The sequence below is a fragment of the Aeromonas sp. SER genome (assembly GCF_038739615.1).
Taxonomy (GTDB): domain Bacteria; phylum Pseudomonadota; class Gammaproteobacteria; order Enterobacterales; family Aeromonadaceae; genus Aeromonas; species Aeromonas jandaei.
On the sequence record NZ_JBCGFC010000025.1, the window covers coordinates 17,219 to 35,722 of the forward strand.

Annotated in this window: 16 protein-coding genes; 6 read left to right on the forward strand and 10 right to left on the reverse strand. The window is 57.5% G+C overall.

Annotated elements, in window-relative coordinates; genetic code table 11:
- Nucleotides 1-2: 2 nt before the first annotated feature.
- Nucleotides 3-200 carry a hypothetical protein gene (locus AAHA41_RS21875; protein WP_323070954.1) on the reverse strand — a complete coding sequence of 66 codons (198 nt, stop codon included), beginning with the start codon at nt 198-200 and terminating at the stop codon, nt 3-5.
- A 79-nt stretch (nt 201-279) separates the two neighbouring features.
- On the opposite strand from AAHA41_RS21875, the gene AAHA41_RS21880 reads away from it, so the two are divergent.
- Nucleotides 280-1,398, forward strand: coding sequence for a glycerol dehydrogenase (locus AAHA41_RS21880; protein WP_041210313.1), 1,119 nt, complete (start codon nt 280-282; stop codon nt 1,396-1,398).
- 108 nt (nt 1,399-1,506) lie between these two features.
- On the opposite strand, the gene pdxY is transcribed toward AAHA41_RS21880, so the two are convergent.
- The 3 genes from pdxY to AAHA41_RS21895 form a co-directional block, all read right to left on the reverse strand.
- Nucleotides 1,507-2,370: a pyridoxal kinase PdxY gene (gene pdxY / locus AAHA41_RS21885; protein WP_108572173.1), complete on the reverse strand. Its 864-nt coding sequence runs from the start codon at nt 2,368-2,370 to the stop codon at nt 1,507-1,509.
- Nucleotides 2,371-2,534: 164 nt separating this feature from the next.
- Complete coding sequence (locus tag AAHA41_RS21890; protein WP_323070956.1) at nt 2,535-3,290, reverse strand: DUF429 domain-containing protein; 756 nt, start codon at nt 3,288-3,290, stop codon at nt 2,535-2,537.
- Between the two features lie 76 nt (nt 3,291-3,366).
- Nucleotides 3,367-3,930, reverse strand: coding sequence for a phaC PHA synthase (locus tag AAHA41_RS21895; RefSeq protein ID WP_323070957.1), 564 nt, complete (start codon nt 3,928-3,930; stop codon nt 3,367-3,369).
- 256 nt (nt 3,931-4,186) lie between these two features.
- Here AAHA41_RS21895 and ybcJ point away from each other — a divergent pair, with 256 nt between their 5' ends.
- Nucleotides 4,187-4,420, forward strand: a complete 234-nt coding sequence (gene ybcJ, locus AAHA41_RS21900) for a ribosome-associated protein YbcJ (protein ID WP_033116144.1) — start codon at nt 4,187-4,189, stop codon at nt 4,418-4,420.
- 84 nt (nt 4,421-4,504) lie between these two features.
- Here the strand turns inward: ybcJ and AAHA41_RS21905 are convergent, their stop codons facing one another.
- The 4 genes from AAHA41_RS21905 to AAHA41_RS21920 all read right to left on the reverse strand — a co-directional run bounded on the left by AAHA41_RS21905 (nt 4,505) and on the right by AAHA41_RS21920 (nt 11,578).
- Nucleotides 4,505-4,978: a DUF4442 domain-containing protein gene (locus tag AAHA41_RS21905; protein WP_182925588.1), complete on the reverse strand. Its 474-nt coding sequence runs from the start codon at nt 4,976-4,978 to the stop codon at nt 4,505-4,507.
- Nucleotides 4,979-5,125: 147 nt separating this feature from the next.
- Entirely contained in the window at nt 5,126-6,877 is a 1,752-nt protein-coding gene (locus AAHA41_RS21910) for an ABC transporter transmembrane domain-containing protein (RefSeq protein WP_323070958.1), read from the reverse strand.
- Entirely contained in the window at nt 6,874-8,610 is a 1,737-nt protein-coding gene (locus AAHA41_RS21915; protein WP_323070959.1) for an ABC transporter transmembrane domain-containing protein, read from the reverse strand. Before AAHA41_RS21915 ends, AAHA41_RS21910 begins: the two co-directional genes overlap by 4 nt.
- A 163-nt stretch (nt 8,611-8,773) precedes the next feature.
- Nucleotides 8,774-11,578, reverse strand: a complete 2,805-nt coding sequence (locus tag AAHA41_RS21920; RefSeq protein WP_215801143.1) for a response regulator — start codon at nt 11,576-11,578, stop codon at nt 8,774-8,776.
- A 153-nt stretch (nt 11,579-11,731) separates the two neighbouring features.
- Between AAHA41_RS21920 and trxC the strand changes: the two genes are divergently transcribed.
- A complete protein-coding gene (gene trxC / locus AAHA41_RS21925; protein WP_323070962.1) occupies nt 11,732-12,166 on the forward strand; it encodes a thioredoxin TrxC in 435 nt (144 codons plus the stop codon).
- 150 nt (nt 12,167-12,316) lie between these two features.
- Nucleotides 12,317-13,699 (forward strand): DASS family sodium-coupled anion symporter, encoded by a 1,383-nt coding sequence (locus AAHA41_RS21930; RefSeq protein ID WP_323070963.1) that lies wholly within the window; start codon nt 12,317-12,319, stop codon nt 13,697-13,699.
- Between the two features lie 64 nt (nt 13,700-13,763).
- Here AAHA41_RS21930 and AAHA41_RS21935 read toward each other — a convergent pair whose 3' ends face one another.
- Both AAHA41_RS21935 and AAHA41_RS21940 read right to left on the reverse strand, forming a co-directional pair.
- On the reverse strand, nt 13,764-16,238 hold the full coding sequence (locus AAHA41_RS21935; protein WP_323070965.1) for a glycogen/starch/alpha-glucan phosphorylase: 2,475 nt from the start codon (nt 16,236-16,238) through the stop codon (nt 13,764-13,766).
- Between the two features lie 377 nt (nt 16,239-16,615).
- Entirely contained in the window at nt 16,616-16,813 is a 198-nt protein-coding gene (locus tag AAHA41_RS21940; protein ID WP_043852128.1) for a DUF4250 domain-containing protein, read from the reverse strand.
- Between the two features lie 230 nt (nt 16,814-17,043).
- On the opposite strand from AAHA41_RS21940, the gene AAHA41_RS21945 reads away from it, so the two are divergent.
- Nucleotides 17,044-17,529 (forward strand): cell division inhibitor, encoded by a 486-nt coding sequence (locus AAHA41_RS21945; protein ID WP_323070967.1) that lies wholly within the window; start codon nt 17,044-17,046, stop codon nt 17,527-17,529.
- 253 nt (nt 17,530-17,782) lie between these two features.
- Entirely contained in the window at nt 17,783-18,217 is a 435-nt protein-coding gene (locus AAHA41_RS21950; RefSeq protein WP_323070968.1) for a YcgN family cysteine cluster protein, read from the forward strand.
- Nucleotides 18,218-18,504 lie beyond the last annotated feature (287 nt).

The following is an 18,504-nucleotide window of genomic DNA, read 5'->3' on the forward strand; positions in this document are numbered from 1 at the left end:
TATCAAAGCAGCAGGGCCGATCTGACCGGCCCTGCTTGTGGCAGCGTGACTTTTTGTTGCAGCAATAGGCTTGCGACAGGCAGCAACGAAACAGCCATTGATCCTGTCCCCCTCAACCCCCGCCATCGCTCGCGCAAAAATACAACAAAACAAAAAATTTGATTAATTAAGGGATAATACGAGCCCCATTTCTTGTTCATCTCTTGCTTCAGCAGGCGTATCGTATGAGACCCATTTGATAATCAAATCTATGTTGTTCACTGCCTTGAGGAATAATGGATGCCTACTTTGCCCCGTACTGTCACCTCCCCCAAAAAGTTCATCATCGGCCAACACCTTCTCCCGCAACTCCATGAGCACGTTAAAGATTTTGGTGACAATGCGCTGCTCATCAGCGACGAGTTCATTCTTGAGCGGGTGCAAGAGGAGGCCCTGGCGGGGATCCTGCAGGCAGGCCTCAGTGGAGTGGTCGACAAGTTTCGCTACGAATGCACTGAACAGGAGATCCAGCGTCTGACCCACCTTGCCGAGCAATATGGCGCGAACGTGATTGTCGGGATCGGCGGCGGCAAGACGCTGGATGTCGCCAAGGCCGTGGCCTTCTATCTGCGTCGTCCGGTTGTGCTGTTCCCGACGATTGCCTCCACGGATGCCCCCTGTACGGCATTGGCTGTCATCTACAACCAGGCGGGCGAATTTGAACGCTATCTGTTCCTGCCGCAAAATCCGGACGTGGTGCTGGCTGACACAGCCCTCATTGCTGCCGCCCCTCCCCGCTTCTTTTCCGCAGGTGTCGGCGATGCCCTGGCCACCTATTTCGAAGCGCGCGCCTGCTATCGGGCCGACGGTCTCAATCTGGTTGGCAAGCGCCCTTCACGTACCGGGCTGGGTCTGGCAAAGCTCTGTTATGAGCTGCTGGGGGAAAACATCGAGCTGGCCATGGATGCGATACGCCACCATGTCTCCACTCCGGCGCTGGAGCAGGTCATCGAGGCCACCATCTACCTCAGCGGGGTCGGTGCAGAAGCCGGTGGGCTGGCCGCTGCCCATGCCGTCAACAATGGCATGTCACTGATCGCTGAACTTCATCGTGCCCAGCATGGCGAGAAGGTGGTCTTCGGCCTGCTGACCCAGCTGGTGCTTGAGCGCGCCCCGCAACCTGAACTTGATGAGGTGTTGCGCATCATCGACTGTGCAGGCCTGCCGATGACGCTGCAAGAGCTTGGGCTCACCCACTTCCATGAAAGCGAGTGGCGCAAGGTGGCGCAGCTGGCCTGCGATCCTCTCGATACCATGGGCAACATGCCGATGACAGTCAGTGAACAGGATGTCTATGCCGCCATGGTAGCGGCCAATGCCATGGCAGAGCGTTATCGCCTCCGCCATCCCCGCGCCTGATTGATTTGCCGCACCCGATGCGGCAAACAGCAAAAAGGCTTGCCCATTGGCAAGCCTTTTTCATCTGCAATCCATCTCTTGTCGGGATAGACGAACGTCTGCGCTGACTCAGGGCAGTTTCACCGCCCGCACTTCCACCTCTGGCAGGGCAAAGGCCTCTTGCGCGGCGATGAGTTGCAGCTCATAAGCCTGCTGGCGCCAGGTCTCTTGCAGCACGGCGTCTACCGCCGCATTGGTACGCTCAAAGGCGCTCACCGCATCGTGACCGGTCAGCAGGTTGGCCAGCATCAGGGCGCTGATAAGATCGCCAACCCCGACCGGCTGGCGGGCAAAGTCATAGAGCGGGCGGGCAATCAGGTAATCCCCATCCGGGGTGGCCAGCAGCATCTCGAAGCGGCTCGGGTCTTGCGCCGCGCGGCCCAGATGCTTGACCAGTACCAGCTTGACGCCACGGGCCAGCAGCTGATGGGCGGCGGCGCGGGTCTGCGCCAGATCCGCCAGATGGGTATCGCAGAGGGTCTCCAGTTCCAGCAGGTTGGGGGCCATCATGTCGGCCACCGGCAGCGCCTGCTCGGTCAGAAAACGGGTGACGCCGGGGGCGACGATGCACCCCTTCTCGGGATGCCCCATCACCGGATCGCAGAAGTAGATGGCATCGGGATTGGCCGCCTTGACGGCGTTGACCACCTTGAGGATCTCGTCACCCTGCTCGGCTGAACCGAGGTAGCCGCTCAGCACCGCATCGCACTGGCCCAGCACCCCGATATTGCCCAGCCCTTCGGCCAGCGCGCTGATGTGTCCCGCCGGCATCGCCATCCCCTGCCAGCCCTGTGCGTACTGGGTATGGTTGGAAAACTGCACCGTATTGACAGGCCACACGTCGACACCCAGACGGCGCATGGGGAAGACGGCGGCGCTGTTGCCGGCACAGCCGAACACCACGTGGGACTGAATAGAGATAACGGATTTCATCGGGATCACCACAACAAAGGATCAGCAAAGGGGGCAATATATCGGATGAAGATATTGGATTGCCACCCTGTCACGGCACGAACCGGCATTTTCCTGATTAAACGCAGGCTTTTGGCCTGAAGCCATGCCATTCGGCACTGCTTTGCATTCGTTTTTTCTGCTCGCTATGGACGGGCGAAGTGGTAGACCCACCCCTCATCCAGCGCCATCCCGGCTGGCGGAGTCAACAGGGCGGGCAGTTGGGCGACCCGACCGCCAGCGGCATATTGCAGCGCCATCAGGGCGCACAGCGCCGCATCGTAGCGATCCGTATCCGGCACCACATCGGCAGGCAGCAGCGCCGCCAGCTCGGGTCTGGCAGGGGATGCCTTGCCCGCAACCTTGGCCAGCGCCGGATAGACCTCCAGCACGGCGCGACTGGCCTGCGGGGCGACGGTCGGCACCAGTTGCAGATCAGGCAGATTGGGCAGCATGGAGAGCGCCAGAGTGGCGTTGTTGCCGAGCCGATCGAAGGTGGCCGACAGCGGCTTCTTGCCATATTGCTGATACAACCAGCGCTCGCAGTCGCGATAGGCGTAGGGGTTGTCGATCTCCCGCTCGGGCACGGCGCAGGAGAGCGGCTGGCCGTTAAGCAGGTCGCGCAAGGCGCGGGGAAAGGCGAGCGGTGCATCTATACCGAGTGCCAGTTGCGGGCAGGCCTCGACCTGCGCAAGCAAGGCTTCGTCTTGCAGGGCCGGACGCAGCAAGGCGGCCAGATCCGGCGCGACCCGTGAGCTCAGGCGAAACAGCGGCGACACCCCGAGCCAGTGCAGGCGGTTGGAGTCGGCCTGCCAGCCCACCACGGCCACCGCCTGGGCGCTGCCCTGCCAGCCTCGCACATCCCAGCCAATTCCGATTGCACTCATCTGCCCTGTCGTCATCTGTTACCTCTGTGTCACGGATAGAAGGGGCCCAGGGTAATCAGCAGAGGCGCTTAACGCAAAGCGAACCGCCCACTCAGAACGATTTCTGGAAGTTCACCAGCGGCAAAATGGGGAAAACGCCGTTGGCGGCGTAGTTGGCCAACCCGATCTGCAAGCCATCGAGGTGTTTGGTGGCATTGATAAAACCGATCTGGAAGGTGGTGCGCTCGGCATAGTTGACCAGCCCGACGTTGGCCAGCGCATTGCCTTTGGCGATATTGACCGCCCCCCAGTTGATCCCCTGTACGTTGTTGGTCAGGTTGACCAGCCCGAGATTGACGCCGGTATCCTGCCCCTCATGCCAGTTGACGGCATTGATGGCCACCCCGCCAAACTGGTGGCGCACCCGGCCGGCACCGAGAAAGATCCCGAGCTGCAGGCCACTGAACCGATCCACATCAGAGAGGGCAATCACCGGCAGATCGATCCCCTTCACCTGATCGGTACGACCGTACAGCAGAGAGGCGCGCGCCCCTTCCACCTGATGGGAGGCGGGCAGATTGACCCCGGGCAGGGAAAACTGTACCGGCGTACTGGCTTGCGCTGCGCCGCACAGCGTGAAGGCGCCGCAGGCCAGCAGCAATCGGGAGAGTGTCATGGGATGCTCCTTGCAGTTGCATCAGCAGGAAAAGGAGCATGCTAACAGCCGGGGAGTACCGAGGGGACAGCGCGAGGGACGCGCTGCGTCATCAGGCGTCCCAGCCAGCCGCCAAATGCGGGGTGGCACGCAAAAAGGCCGCCTGTATCCGGCCATTTTTCACGGCCATCGGCCCCCTTCCCTTTCCTTGCCGGGGTGAACTGCCTAAAATAGCCGCCCTGCCACGTCCGGCATTCATCCAGTTAGAGGATTTCCCATGGAGACGTTTCTGCTCGAAGGTCACCCCTTCGTTGCCTTGTGTGACCTTATCAAGCATCAGGGTTGGGCCGATTGTGGCGGCGCGGCCAAGGCGCTCGTCGCCGAAGGGCTGGTCGAAGTGGACGGTCAGGTAGAGACCCGCAAGCGCTGCAAGATCGTGGCCGAGCAGGTGGTCAACTTCAACGGCATGAAGGTCGTGGTCAAAGAGGGGATGAGCCCGGAGATCGAGTGATCGGTCACGGCTGATTGCCGCCGCTCCGCCAGATCTGCCGGCGGAGCGTTTGAGCAGCTCGCACGGGCGTATCTCTTGAGCGCGTCAGCTGGCCTTGATCGAGAGGGTCAATACGAAACGCGCCATCGCCTCATCCCCGTTCAGTGACGGACAGGTGGCCACCACCTGGATGGGGCGATTGATGCGCTGACCAGTGGCCAGCGATTCATCGATCATGGCGTCGATCTCCTCCCCCGCTGCGCAGTCAAACTGTACATCCCCCTCGGGCCGCTTCAAAAACTCCCCCTGTACATCCTTGAAGGCGAAGTGCACCTTCTTGCGTCGCTGCCGCCCCTTCTCCATCACCAGCAGACCGCCCACCAGATCGGCGCCGGTGGCCAGCGCGCCAAAATACATACTGCCCAGATGGTTGCGGGTACGCCAGCCAAGGGGAATGCGAATGCGCAGCGCCCTGGCGCTCATCTCTTCGATGATCGGGGCACAAAAACCGATGACGGGAATGTAGCGCCAGGCAAAGAGCCGCAGCGCCAGATTGGCCTTCAAACGTTGCAAATCCATATGCGAACTGATCCGATGAGTTGATGTAAACAACATGTTGCCAGCATGACCATCATTGGACAAGGACGCGGATCACGCTTGCCGCTATTTCATTGCCCAAAAAAAGAGGGAACCACAACGGTTCCCTCTTTTTGCATTTGCCGTCGATCAGGCCCGCTTCTCTTCGAGCCAGGCCCCCTGACTCTGCATCTCGAACAGCTGGGCATAGTGACCGCCGAGAGCCATCAGCTCACCATGGCTGCCCCGTTCGTTCACCTGCCCGCGAGAGAGCAGCAGGATCTCGTCCGCATCGACGATGGTCGAGAGGCGGTGGGCGATGGCGATGGTGGTACGGCCACGACGCGCCGCCGCCAGTGCCGAAGAGAGGGCCAGCTCGGTCTGGGAGTCCACGCTGGCAGTCGCCTCGTCCAGAATGAGGATACGCGGATCCCCCACCAGGGCGCGGGCAAAGGAGAGCAGCTGACGCTGGCCGGCGGAGAGGTTCTTGCCCCCCTCCTCCATCAGGGTGTTCAACCCCTCCGGCAAGCTGCGCACAAACTCGGCCAGTTGTACCTCGGTCAGCGCCTGCCACAGCCGCGCCTCGTCGATGCCGGCCCGACCGAGCCGCAGGTTCTCGGCCAAGGTACCGACGAAAATAAAGGGATCTTGCTGCACCAGCCCGATACTGCGGCGCACCGCCGAGAGCGACAGGCTCGCCATCGGGTGATCATCGAAGCGGATGATGCCCTGATCCAGCGGGTAGAAGCCCATCAGCAAGCTGATGATGGTGGACTTGCCGCTGCCGGTGTGGCCCACCAGCGCCAGCATCTGGCCCGGTGTGGCGGTGAAGCTTATGTCGCGCAGCACCTGCTGCTCGCCATCGTAGGAGAATCCCACCCGCTCGAAACTGACCCGCCCTTCCAGCGGGAGCTGCTCGCCGTCGGTGCTCTCGCGGGTTTCATCGAGCAGGGCAAAGACCCGCTCCCCCGCCACCATCGCCTGCTGCAGCTGGTTGAGCTGGTTGGTCATCTCGATAAGCGGCTCGATCATCCGCCCCAGATAGCTGATAAAGGCGTAGAGCACCCCCACCTGGATGGCGCCTTCCGCACTCAGCCCCTCGCGGGCAAACAGCGCCAACAGGCCGATCAGCACCATCATGTAGAAGAGATCGATAAGCGGGCGCAGCAGGATGCCGTTGATCTTGAGGCTCTTGAGGCGCGCCGCCCAGTGCTGCTGGTTCACCTCGGCAAAGGCGTTGGCGAAATGGCGCTCCTGCACCATGGCCTGAATGACCGGCATCCCCTGCAGCGACTCGTTGAGGCGGCTGTTGATGTCGGAGAGCAGGCTGCGGGTCGCCCGTACCACGGGCACGCTCAGTTTCTGGTAAAGCCACATCACTCCGCCCACCGCCGGCAGCAGGCAGGCACACACCAGCATCAGCCGCAGATCCAGCAGCGCCATGGAGATGAGAATGCCGCACAAGAGCACCACCTTCTGCACCAGCAGCCCAATCACCTGCACGTAGAGGTTCATGATCGCCTCGGTGTCGTTGGTGATGCGGGAAATCAGCGAGCCGGAGCGATGCTGGTCAAAGTAGCTGGCTGGCAAGCGGATTGCGGTGGCAAATACCTGCTCGCGCAAGGTTTGCACCACCGCTTGGGCGATGCGGTTAAAGCGCAAGGATTGCAGGTAGAAACCCGCGGCAGAGAGCACCTGCAAACCGAGATAGCCGGCCGCAATGGCCGCAATGGCGGGCCACACCAGCTGGCGCGGTGTCAGATAGTCATCGATGAACAGTTTGATGAGCAGGGGGCCCGCCACTTCGGCACCGGTTGCCAACAGCAAGCAGAGGCCAGCCTGGATCAGCCAGCGCGGATAACGGGCACAATAGGCGAGCAGCCGTTTGATGGTCGGGTTCACAGGCTCTCCTCCACTGCTTCTTCGAGACGCTGGTAACGCACCATATCAGCATACCAGCCGTTATGAGCCATCAGGGCGCCGTGGCGGCCACGCTCACTGACTGCCCCCTGCTCCAGTACCAGAATTTCATCGGCCTGCTCCACCGCCGTCATCCGGTGGCTGACCAGAATGAGGGTGCGCTTGTGCGCCTTGAGAGCGTGCAGGATCTGCTGCTCGGTGTGGGCATCCACCGCCGAGAGCGCATCATCGAGCACCAGAATAGGCGCCTCCAGCAGCAGAGCACGGGCGATGGCGAGCCGCTGCTTCTGGCCGCCGGAGAGGGTCACCCCCTTCTCCCCCACTTCGGTCTCGTAGCCTTTGGGGAAACGGCTGATGTCGTCATGGACACAGGCGATCCGCGCCACCCGCTCAACCTCCTCGCGGCTGGCATCAGGCCGACCAAGGGCGATGTTGGCAGCGATGGTGGTGGAAAACAGGAATGGCTCCTGCGGCACATAGGCAAACTGGCTGCGCAGCTCACCCAGCGCAAGTTGCGAGATGGGAATATCCCCCATGCGGACCTCTCCCGCAGTGGGATTGGCCAGCCGCATCAGCAGTTTGAGCAGAGAACTTTTACCCGCACCGGTACGCCCGACAATCCCCAGCATACCGCCAGCTTGCAGGGTGAAATCCACACTCTGCAACAGGGTGCGTTGCTCAAGCTGGTACCCCACATAGCGGGCTTGCAACGGGAAGGGCGAGACCAGCGCAAGCGGGTGAGCCGGCTCTTCGATATCGCTGCGCTCGCCGAGCAGACTTTCAATCCGCGAATAGGCGGCACTGCCGCGCTCTATGATGTTGAACAACCAAGCGATGGCGAACATGGGCCAGATCAGCTGGCCGAGGTACATGGTGAAGCTGGTGAGCTCCCCCAGGGTCAGCTCGTCACGGAGTACCAGCGCACTGCCACCCGCCACCGCCAGAAAATAGGAGCAACCGATGCAGAGATAGATGACGGGATCGAACTTGGCATCGATGCGGGCCACCGCCATGTTGCGTTCCCCGGCCTGCCGGGTCAGTTCGGCAAAACCTTGATCTTCTAGGGATTCAACGGCGTAGGACTTGAGCACACGCACACCGGAGAGCGCCTCCTGGGTTTTGTTGTTGAGTTTGGAGAAGGCCCCCTGCGCTGACTTGAACTGCTTGTAGATCTGCTTGCCAAAGCGGTTCATGAAAAAAGCCATCACCGGCAGTGGCAACAGGGAGAGCAGAGTCAGTTGCCAGGAGTACTGGCTGCACATGATGGAGAGCACCAGTACCCCGACCATGATGGAGTCCACCAGGGTCAAGACCCCTTCCCCGGCTGTCATCTCCACCGCCTGAATATCGTTGGTGGCATGGGCCATCAGATCGCCGGTACGGTGGCGCTGGTAGAAATCGGGGCTCATCCGGGTGAAGTGGCTGAACAGACGGTTGCGCAGCACAAAGGCTAGCCGGTACGAGGCGCCAAACAGCATGACTCGCCAGGCATAACGCAGCATGTAGATGAGTAAACCGAGGCCAAACAGGCCGGCCAGATAGCCCGTCAGCGTTGCGCTATCGAGGGATCCCCTGGTAATACCGTCCACCACCCAGCCGACCACTTTGGGCGGAATGACGGTCAACAAGGCCACCACCATCAGCAGAGAGATGGCAATCAGATACCGCCGCCACTGCTCCCTGAAAAACCAGCTCAATCGTATAAATACGCTCACACCACCAACCTTTGCCCTTTTAACTGCCATAACGCACAGATGCAGACAGCATTCTCACGGGTCGACATCAGAAAAGAAAACAATCGCCTCCGGCTGGAGGCGATTTGATTCAAAGGGTCATCATATCCCGAACCAGGGGGTATGAGAATAATTACTATTTAATTCACTGAGAGGGGCGATCATCACCTGTTGCATAGGGGTTATACGTATTTTCATGCTGCTCACCAGTCAGAAGAAAGTGGGATACCTCCTCTCTGGTCTGGCTGAATACCTGTTGCAGTTGCTCAAGATCTGCTTCGCTCAGCACCTCGTTTTGCCGCAGCCGCCACTCCAGCTCCCCGGCGACCACCTGCAAACGGGCTGCGGAGATATTGGCCGACACCCCCTTGAGGGTGTGCAGCAATTTACAGGCAACATCCGGCTGCTGACGGCGCAAGGCCGAGCGGATCTCCCATAGATCATCCTTGTGCTCCGACATGAAGAGCTTGAAGAGGATCTGCAGCGCCTCCTTGTCCTGCTCCAGCCGCTTGAGCGCATCCTGCAGGTCGAGCACCCCCATCATGTCGGGCGGTTTCACCTCCAGCATACCGCTCTGCTCCAGCTCTTGTGGTTTTACCCACTGCAGCAGGTTGTTGTAAAGATCGAGCTTGCTGACCGGTTTGGTGACATAGCCATTCATCCCGACCCCCAGACAACGCTCCTTGTCGCCCGGCATGGCACTGGCGGTCAGCGCTATGATGGGCACATCGTGCTTGTCGACCATCTTGCGGATCTGGCGGGTAGCATCGAGGCCATCGAGCACCGGCATCTGCAGATCCATCAGGATGACATCAAACGGCTGCTCAGCAACGCGTTCCACCGCCTCGCGGCCATTGTTGACCACGGTCACGACTGCATCCACCCGGCGCAGATATTCGATAATGAGCTGCTGATTGACCCGGTTGTCTTCGGCAAGCAACACCCGGGTTCCCTGCAGCAGAGATTTGAAATGCTGCTGATCGCCTTGCGCTTCCGCTTGTCGCAAGTGGTGTTCATAAGAGCTGCCGTTGAGCAGCTCATCCACCTTGGCCAGCAGGGAGTTTTCGGTCATCGGCTTGGGCAGGAAATGGGTCAGACCGATGCTTTCCATCTTGCCGTGAAGACCATCTCTGGACCAGGCACTGATCATCAGAATGGGAATACGGCGCCATTGGCTGTGCTGATACATCTCGAGGGCCAGATCCAGCCCATCCTCCTGCCCCATCCGCCAGTCGAGAATAGCCAGCTTCAGGCTCTGCCCCTCCTCCCGCAACACCTGACGAGCACGGGAAAGTGAATTGACTGCAAGCACTCTGACGCCGGCGCGGGTAAGGATATCTTTGGCCAGATCCAGCACCAGCTCGTTGTCATCCATCACCAGCACCAGCGGTTGATGTTCGAAGAACACTTTACGGCCGGCCACGCCATAAACAGCCTGAGTCATGGGAATATCAAACTGGAACAGCGAACCAACCCCGGGTTTACTCTGCACCGAGATCCGCCCGCCCATCAGTTCCACCAGGCGCTGGGAGATATTTAGGCCAAGGCCGGAACCGCCATATTTTCTGGTATTGCTGGCATCAATCTGGGTAAACGCCTGAAACAGATGAGCCTGCTTATCCTCCGCAATCCCGATACCGGTATCACGAATACTGAAGCGGATCCGCATGGGATGCGCGCTGGCCAAACTAATCGACACTTCCACCTCACCACGTTCGGTAAACTTGATGGCGTTATTGACCAGATTGACCAACACCTGCCCCAGACGCAGGGGATCACCACGCAGGAAAACCGGCACATCGGAAGATTTGCAGATGATCACCTCGACATGTTTGCGTTCAGCCAGATCGGCAAACATGCCCGCCAGCGAATCCAGCTGCTCGCTGAGATCGAAATCGATCTCTTCCAGCGTCAGCTTGCCTGATTCCACCTTGGTCAGATCGAGGATGTCGTTGATCAGCAGCAGCAAGGTATCTGAAGAGGATTTTATCTTGCCAAGATAATCACGCTGTTGTTGATCCAGCTCGGTTTGCAGCGCCAGCGAACTGAAACCGATGATGGCATTCATGGGCGTGCGGATCTCGTGGCTCATGTTGGCCAGAAAATCGCTTTTGGCCTGCGCCAGAAGACCGGTCTGGTGAGAGAGCTCACTCAGCTTCTGATTTCGCCGCCACAAGGTATAGGCCACCAGACCAAAGCAAATCAAAGCCCCCCCGAGCACCATCAGATAGAAGCGGTTCATCAGTTTGGCGGCACACTCAAGCCGATCGAGCTTCCAGCGCACCAGCGTATCAACCACATGCATGTCGATCAGCCTGTTACGCAATGTGTGATAAGCAACCACCTGGCGGCTCAGATCCGCACTCAACTGAACCAGAGCAATAACATCTGGCTGATCGCGATAGCGGGTTGTCAATTGTTGCTGCAGCAGGGTCAGCTGCTCCTGCTCCTCTTTACTCCAGCTTTTTTGCAGGAATGACCCCAACTGTGCCAGCTCCTTGAGATTGCTCTGCAAGGTGTCGTCTGCCTGTGGCAGTGCCAGTACCTTGTGCAGTTGCAGCTGGAATGGCTGCTGAATGTACTCTATCGCCATCTCCATGGCATGGAGCTGGGCCAGCTCCATCAGATAGGAGTCCATATCCTGCAACAGAGTCTGGGAAAGGGGAAAAGAGATGAGCAGTGGATCACTGCGAACCATACGCACAAAGCTATCCAGATTTGCAGATAACTGGCTGAGGCGCTGCTGGACGTTGGTGTCATTGGCCTGCTCCCGTCCAAGCAAATAGACGGTGTCCGAATTAATCCGGTTCAGCACAACCTCTGCCGCGGTACTCATATCCTCAGCTTGCTGCTGCTGACTGAGCAACTGCCAGCAGTATCCCGAAAACGCGAGCAGCAAGGCCACAACCAGCCCAAGCAGCACACGGTTTTTCCGTGATCCTTTGTTCATCCCGTCTCGACTCTCAACTATGGTCGCTGAATTATCCTGCAGGGTAATGACCCCCGGGAGCATGATCCACTCCTGCCGGTCATTGTGTTACCGTGACGCGGCGCTGATTGGGCAGTAAATCTCCCCATCAGAATACATCTACAGGAGCCAATTATGTCATTTGTCACTACTTATTGTAGCCACTGCTTTACCAGAAACCGCCTGCCTGAGGACCATATCGACCATTCAGCCAAGTGTGGCCACTGCAAAGCCGCGCTTTTTGGCCAGACCCCAACACTCGGTCGTGACAACCAGTTCGATACTCTCATCAGCTCCGACATTCCGGTTGTCGTCGATTTCTGGGCCAGCTGGTGCGGCCCCTGCCAACAATTTGCCCCCGTGTTTCACGAAGTGGCTCACGAAATGGAACCACAAATGCGCTTTGTCAAAGTAGATACCGAGCAGCAAGCCAGCATCGCTGCACGCTACGCCATTCGCAGTATCCCCACGCTGATGGTTTTCAAACAGGGCAAGATGATGGCTCAAGTCAACGGTTCACTGCCCAAGAGCATGTTCAAACAGTGGCTGGAGCAATTCGTCAACGTTTGATGGATGTTGCGCACATGTTTAATTTCGCGCCGATTAATCAATCACTCTGTGAGTAGTGACTGATTTTCGGCACACAGGTCTGTTTCATCCAGGTGAAGAGATGTAGTCTTGGCAACACAAAAACAACCATAAATTAACCGAGAGAACATTATGCACACATCTGCTGTACCCTCAGCCTCATCTCGCTGGCTGGATGTCAAATCAGGGATAGTTATCCTGGATGTCCTGCTGCTCTGCGCCATGCTCGCCTGGCTACCGTTTGACCCCATGGTCAACAAGGGGCTGGGCATTCTGGTCTTCATCGCCATCCTCTGGCTGACTGAAGCTCTCCATGTCACCATCACCGCACTGCTGGTGCCCTTGCTCGCGACCGTGCTCGGGGTCTTTGACATGAGCAAGTCACTCACCGACTTCGCCAACCCGATCCTCTTCCTCTTTTTCGGTGGCTTCGCACTGGCTGCCGCCCTCTCCAAACAGGGACTGGACACCCTGATGGCTGGCAAGGTGATGCATCTGGCCAACGGGCACCTTGGCTGGGGCGTTATTTTGCTCTTCACCATTACCGCCGCCATGTCCATGTGGATCAGCAACACCGCCACCACCGCCATGATGCTGCCACTGGCGATCGGCATGCTGACCCGCCTTGATAGCAAGAAAAATCGTGCCACCTTCGTGTTCGTCCTGCTTGGTATCGCCTACAGCGCCAGCATCGGTGGTATCGGCACCCTGGTGGGTAGCCCGCCCAACGCGATTGCAGCAGCCCAGATGGGGATCGGCTTCACCGACTGGATGAAGTTCGGCATTCCGGTCGTCCTGATCCTGATGCCTTGCGGCATTGCCCTGCTCTATCTGGTCACTCGCCCGCAGCTCAACCACAAGGTTGAACTGCAGGATGTCACCATCAACTGGACCCGCGAACGCAAAGTTACCCTGGCTATCTTCCTGACCACTGTGGTGCTGTGGATCGGTTCGCAACCTATCTCCAACGCCTTTGGCGGGATACCTCAACTCGATACCCTGATCGCCATGGGGGCCATCGTTGCCATCGTAGTCAGCCGCGTCGCCAGCTGGGATGACGTCAACCAGAATACCGACTGGGGCGTATTGATGCTGTTTGGCGGCGGCCTGACCCTGAGCGCCATCCTCAAGGCCACCGGCACCAGCGCCTTTCTGGCGGAACATTTGTCGGCCGTCCTCTCTCATGCCAACATTTTCGTGATCCTGCTGCTGCTTGCCGCTTTCGTGGTCTTCCTGACCGAGCTGGTCTCCAATACCGCGACCGCGGCGCTGCTGATCCCGCTCTTTGCCGGTGTCGCTGAAGCGCTGGGTGTCTCTCCCGTCGTCATGGCGGTTCTCATCGCTATCGGGGCCTCTTGCGCCTTTATGCTGCCAGTCGCAACGCCGCCCAATGCCATCGTCTTTGCCAGCGGCCATATCCGCCAGCAAGAGATGATGAAAGCCGGTATGTCATTGAATCTGGTCTTCACTGTGCTGCTGGCTATGCTGGCTTTCTTTGTCGGCGATATCCTCTGATATCCACTAACCCCCGGATAAACAAAACCCCCGCATTGCGGGGGTTTTTTATTGCCGTGAACCATTAGTTGACGGAGCAGCGTTTCAGGTTCCAGATCCGCTCTACATAGTCCTGAATGGAGCGGTCGGAGTTGAACTTGCCCATGGTAGCCGAGTTGATGATGGCCTTCTTCGCCCACAACGCCGGATCGCGATACCAGGTGTCGATCAGCTTGTGCGCATCGGAGTAGGACTGGAAGTCCGCCAGTGTCAGGTAAGGGTCACCCCCTTCCAGCAAGGAGCGCTTGATGGAAGCCAGCTCACCCGGACGACCCGGAGTGAAGTAGTCGGTGTCAAACCAGTCCAGCACAGCTTTCAGCTCTGAGTTCGCATAGTAGAAGTCATACGGGTTGTAACCTCGGCCTTTCAGGGCCTTCACCTCATCCACGTTCAGACCGAAGATGGCGCAGTTTTCAGCACCCGCCTCTTCCGCGATCTCGATGTTGGCGCCGTCCAGCGTACCGATGGTGATGGCACCGTTGAGGGCCATCTTCATGTTGCCGGTACCGGACGCTTCATAGCCAGCAGTAGAGATCTGCTCGGAGACATCAGCCGCCGGGATCAGCTTCTCGGCCAGGCTCACGCGGTAGTTCGGCATGAACACCACTTTCAACTTGCCCTGAATACGGGCGTCATTGTTGACCCGATCCGCCAACTTGTTGATGGCATAGATGATGTCTTTGGCCAGCTTGTAACCGGGCGCCGCTTTGGAGCCAAAGATGAACACGCGCGGATGCATGTCATAGTCCGGGTTGGCCAGCAAACGACGGTAGAGCGCCATGATGTGGATAAGGTTCAGCTGCTGACGCTTGTACTCGTGCAGACGCTTGATCTGGACATCGAAAATCGCCTCGGCGCTCACATCAATGCCGGTTTCCGCCTTGATGACCTTGACCAGCTTCTCTTTGTTGTGACGCTTGATGGTCATAAACTGCTTCTGGAACGCTTTGTCGTCGGCAAACTTCACGACACCACGCAGCTTATCCAGCTGCAGCGGCCACTCCTTGCCCACCACCTCGTTATAGAGTGCAGCCAGTTCCGGGTTGCACGCCAGCAGCCAGCGACGCGGCGTCACGCCGTTGGTCACGTTGCACATTTTTTCTGGCCACAGCTCGGCATACTCGGGGAAAAGATCTTCCTTGACCAGCTTGGAGTGGATCTCCGCAACGCCGTTCACTTTGGAAGAACCGATGACGCAGAGGTTGCCCATGCGCACCTTGCGTACACTCCCCTCTTCGATGATGGAGAGTTTGGCTTTAATTGCATCGTTACCGGACCACTTGGGCTCTACAAGCTCGTTCAGGAAACGGGCGTTGATCTCATAAATGATCTCGAGATGGCGTGGCAACACCTTCTCGAACAGGCTGACAGACCACTTCTCCAGCGCTTCCGGCAGCAGGGTGTGGTTGGTGTAGGAGAAGACCTGATAGCTGATCTCCCAGGCGGCCGCCCAGTCCAGCCCCTCTTCATCCACCAGCACTCGCATCAGTTCGGGAATGGCGATAGTGGGATGAGTATCGTTGAGCTGGATAGCGATCTGGGCCGCGAAATTGCTGAAGTCGCTCTCATGCACCCGCTTGTAGCGGCGCATGATGTCCTTGATGGAGCAGGCGCAGAAAAAGTACTGCTGGATCAGGCGCAGCTCTTTACCGGCATCGGTCTCATCGTTCGGATAGAGCACCTTGGAGATGGTTTCAGCCTGTGCTTTCTCTGCCTGGGAGTCGATGTAACCACCGGCGTTGAACACGTCCCAGTCAAAGAACTCGGAGGCTCGGGATTCCCACAGACGCAGGATGTTGACGGTACTGCCGCCAAAACCGACTACCGGGATATCCCAAGGCACCCCTTTAATCTTGCGACCCGCGTGCCAAACCTTCTTCAGGCCGCCATTGTCACCAAACACGGTCTCGACATAGCCATAGAGCGGGACTTCCTGTACCGACTCCGGACGGCAGATCTCCCAAGGGTTGCCATATTCACGCCAGGAGTCCGGACGCTCAATCTGGCGGCCATCCTGGATCTCCTGACGGAACAGACCGTGTTCGTAGTGGATACCGTAGCCCACTGCCGGGTAGTTCAGGGTTGCCAGCGAGTCGATGAAGCAGGCAGCCAAACGACCCAGGCCACCATTGCCGAGAGCCATATCAGGCTCTTGTTCACACAGGTCGGTCAGATCCAGACCGAGTTCGCTCAGCGCCTCTTCACAAATCTTGTAAAGAGAGAGGTTGTGCAGGTTGTTGGAGGTCAGACGCCCCATCAGGAATTCAGCAGAGAGATAGTGAATAGCACGAGTATCTTTCTTGAAATGAGTCTGCTGAGTGCGGGTCAGGCGCTCGTAAACCTGTTCGTTGACCGCCGCTGCGGTGGCTTTCCACCATGCATCGTGAGAGGCTTTCTGTTCGCTTGTTCCCAAGGTAGAACGCAGGTGACGCACGATACTCGCCTTGAGCTGATCTTTATCCAGTTGGAGATCCTGGTCTGTCTTCTTCTTGGTAGCCATAAACCATATTCCTTCGTTACAAATAAAATTGTTATCCCGAGGATCGGGACCGGCGCTGTTGTTATCTCAAAATATGTACCGGCGTGAGAATACTAACGAAAGCCGCGCAATTAAAAGTTAACGCAAGTCACACTTTAATCGATGAAAACCGCCCCAAAAGCGTGAAAACCCTTTCCTTTGACTCGTTGCCATTCATAAAAAATAACCACCTTTATCAATAGGTTATGCTTAAAGTTGAAATAAAATAACGTGAATAGGTTTTCAACGATTGCCAGGCTTTGAAAATCCTTGAAAATAGGCACTGAAACGGCGCATTGAAAGCGATTTCAGTGCGCCGATATATGCTACAAGGCAAATATGAAACCTGCATTGCACCATCAGGTGTGTGCCTTGAACTGATTGCTTAAAGGATCATAGTGATATCCAATCTGGCCCAACCGCACCGCCAGCTGCTCCTCACTCATGTCGTAATAAGCCAGCAACTCCTCCAGCCCATCACATTCAAGCCGCAATTTCTCATTGATGATGCCCAGCAAAATGTTGGCATCCAGACGCTGCAACGTGCTGATATCCATCTCGGATCCTCCTCTTGACGACCTGTATAACCATGGGTGGTACACCAGCGTTTGTCCATAGAACAAAAAAACACCACCCTTCGATAGATTATTCATCCATTTAAAATCAATCAGTTACAGAAGCTTTACATCGTAGAGATCACATATTTCTTTAAAAACAGCTTGTCAGGTACCCAGAACAGAACTACTGTATGCACATACAGCTTGTATTTTCATACAGGATAAAGGATATGAACCAGACTCTGCACTCTCCCTCTGTCGCAATGAGCAGCACCATCAGCCGTCCATGGCCAACAAGGATCCTCTGCAAAGCGGGATCGGCCACAGCCAGTGTACGTATTCACTCCGATGAACAGTTTCTGGATGAATTGACCCGCATTGGTAACAACCATACCGGATGGATCCTGTTGATCGCCCCACCAGGCCGCCCTGCTGCCAGCCGCTTGCAAGAGCGTGGCATAGACCCGAAACGGGTGCTGATCGTACACAGCCCGAAGATCAAGAACTGGCAACAGACACTGGAGCGCAGCCTTTGTCAGGGGCATTGTGCAGCGGTCTTTACCTGGCTGCCCGAACAGATCGAGCTGGATCACGCAAAATTGCAGCGTCTTGGCCAGCAGTCAGGCATATTGGCCTGCTTCTTTGGCACCAAACGTATTGCTGTGAACGGTAAACGATTGAGTTATGGCGAACAGGATATCTATCTCAATCACTGAGCCAGGGTCGAGCTCCTCTTGATAGCACCTTCTTCCCCCCGCTTGAGTGAAGATGATGGGCACTCAAAGAGTCTGGAAAGAGATGGTTAAACAGACGGTACAATGAACATGACGCCAACGCAGGTACCTTATGGCTCCAGGCAATATATCGAGTTCACTCATATTTTCTCGCCATTGGCACGCTCATCTTGAAATGCCGGGGGACAAGGGGTATAACCACGCGTTTTATCAGGTGTATTAAGTGAGCGGTATGATGCAAGCCCCCTTTTGGCAGGCCAAGAGTCTGCAGCAGATGACTGAGTCCGAATGGGAATCCCTCTGCGATGGTTGCGGCAAATGCTGCCTCAACAAGCTGATCGATGAAGATACCGAAGAGCTGGTGTTCACCAACGTAGCCTGCAACCTGCTCAACACCAAAACCTGCCAGTGCTCCGACTATATGAACCGCTTCAAGAAGGAACCGGATTGCCTGCAGATCACTAACGACAAGATTGCCGAGTATGACTGGCTCCCTTCCACTTGCGCTTACCGCCTGCTTGCCGAAGGGCAACCCTTGCCAGAGTGGCACCCCCTGCTGACTGGTAGCCGCTCAGCCATGCATCAAGCGGGACAATCCGTCCGTGGCAAGGTGATCCACGAAGATGAGGCGGGTGAGTGGATTGATCACATCATCACCTGGGCCAGCTGACACGCTAACCCGCTATTTTCTAGAGACAAGGGCTGCACATGGTGCGGCCCTTGTTGTTTCTGCAAGACATGCTTGCCCATCCGGGTAGAGTATTCACGTTGATTTGACTGGCATGACAGACATGCCCGCCCCTCACAACCAGAAGAGGCATGCCAAGCAGGGCAGAGGCAGAGGCAGAGGCAGAGGCAGAGGCAGAGGCAGAGGCAGAGGCAGAGGCAGAGGCAGAGGCAGAGGCAGAGGCAGAGGCAGAGGCAGAGGCAGAGGCAGAGGCAGAGGCAGAGGCAGAG